Annotated in this window: 2 protein-coding genes; both read left to right on the forward strand. The window is 60.1% G+C overall.

Features of this window, described 5'->3' with window-relative positions; genetic code table 11:
• Positions 1-42 precede the first annotated feature (42 nt).
• Positions 43-945, forward strand: coding sequence for a formate dehydrogenase subunit beta (fdxH, locus tag CMQ96_RS28175; RefSeq protein WP_004122548.1), 903 nt, complete (start codon positions 43-45; stop codon positions 943-945).
• The coding region (gene fdoI, locus CMQ96_RS28180) for a formate dehydrogenase cytochrome b556 subunit (RefSeq protein WP_024360731.1) at positions 942-1,465 on the forward strand (524 nt) is incomplete at its 3' end. The genes fdxH and fdoI, both read left to right, overlap by 4 nt.

Here is a 1,465-nt window from a genome sequence, read left to right on the forward strand (position 1 = left end):
GCTTTCCTCGTGAACGTGGAAAAGGCGTAACGGAGACGAATTATGGCTTATCAATCGCAAGACATTATCCGTCGTTCCGCGACTAACGGCTTCACCCCCGCGCCTCGCGCGCGGGACCACCAGGAAGAGGTGGCGAAGCTTATCGACGTCACCACCTGTATCGGCTGTAAAGCCTGTCAGGTGGCCTGTTCCGAGTGGAACGACATCCGGGATGAAGTCGGTCACAACGTCGGGGTGTACGATAACCCCGCCGACCTGACCGCCAAATCCTGGACCGTGATGCGCTTCTCGGAAGTGGAGCAGAACGACAAACTGGAGTGGCTCATCCGCAAGGATGGCTGTATGCACTGCGCCGACCCGGGCTGCCTGAAGGCCTGCCCGGCGGAAGGGGCGATCATTCAGTACGCCAACGGCATCGTCGACTTCCAGTCCGAGCAGTGCATCGGCTGCGGCTACTGCATCGCCGGCTGCCCGTTCAACGTGCCGCGTCTGAACCCGGAAGATAACCGCGTCTACAAATGTACGCTGTGCGTCGACCGCGTTAACGTTGGCCAGGAGCCGGCGTGCGTGAAAACCTGCCCGACCGGCGCTATCCACTTCGGCTCCAAAGAGGAGATGAAAACGCTGGCTGGCGAGCGCGTCGCCGAGCTGAAAACCCGCGGTTACGACAACGCGGGGCTGTACGATCCGGCCGGCGTTGGCGGCACGCACGTGATGTACGTGCTGCACCACGCCGACAAGCCGAACCTGTACCACGGCCTGCCGGAGAACCCGGAAATCAGCGCCACGGTTAAGTTCTGGAAAGGGATCTGGAAGCCTCTCGCGGCGGTCGGCTTTGCGGCCACTTTCGCCGCCAGCATCTTCCACTACGTCGGCGTTGGTCCGAACCGCGCGGAAGAGGAAGAGGACAATCTGGATGAAGAGAAAGACGAGGTGCGCAAATGAAAAGACGTGACACCATCGTGCGCTACACCGCGCCGGAACGCATCAACCACTGGGTCACTGCCTTCTGCTTCGTGCTGGCGGCGGTGAGCGGGCTGGGCTTTTTCTTCCCGTCCTTCAACTGGCTGATGCACATCATGGGCACCCCGCAGCTGGCGCGTATTCTGCACCCGTTCGTGGGCGTGATTATGTTTGCCTCGTTCATCATCATGTTCTTCCGCTACTGGCACCATAACCTGATCAACCGGGACGATATTTTCTGGGCGAAGAACATTCGCAAGATTGTGGTCAACGAGGAAGTGGGCGACACCGGGCGCTATAACTTCGGCCAGAAGTGCGTGTTCTGGGCGGCGATTATCTTCCTGGTGCTGCTGCTGGTGAGCGGGGTGATTATCTGGCGTCCGTACTTTGCGCCGGCCTTCTCCATCCCGGTTATCCGCGTCGCGCTGATGCTGCACTCCTTCTCGGCGGTCGCGCTGATCGTGGTGATCATGGTGCATATTTACGCCGCGCTGTGGGTGAA

Source organism: Klebsiella sp. MBT K-1 (assembly GCF_002556465.1).
Lineage (GTDB): Bacteria > Pseudomonadota > Gammaproteobacteria > Enterobacterales > Enterobacteriaceae > Klebsiella > Klebsiella grimontii.

What these genes read in the sequence shown, in the direction of transcription:
- fdxH (WP_004122548.1), top strand. Translation starts at nt 43, where the DNA reads ATGGCTTATCAATCGCAAGACATTATCCGTCGTTCCGCGACTAACGGC.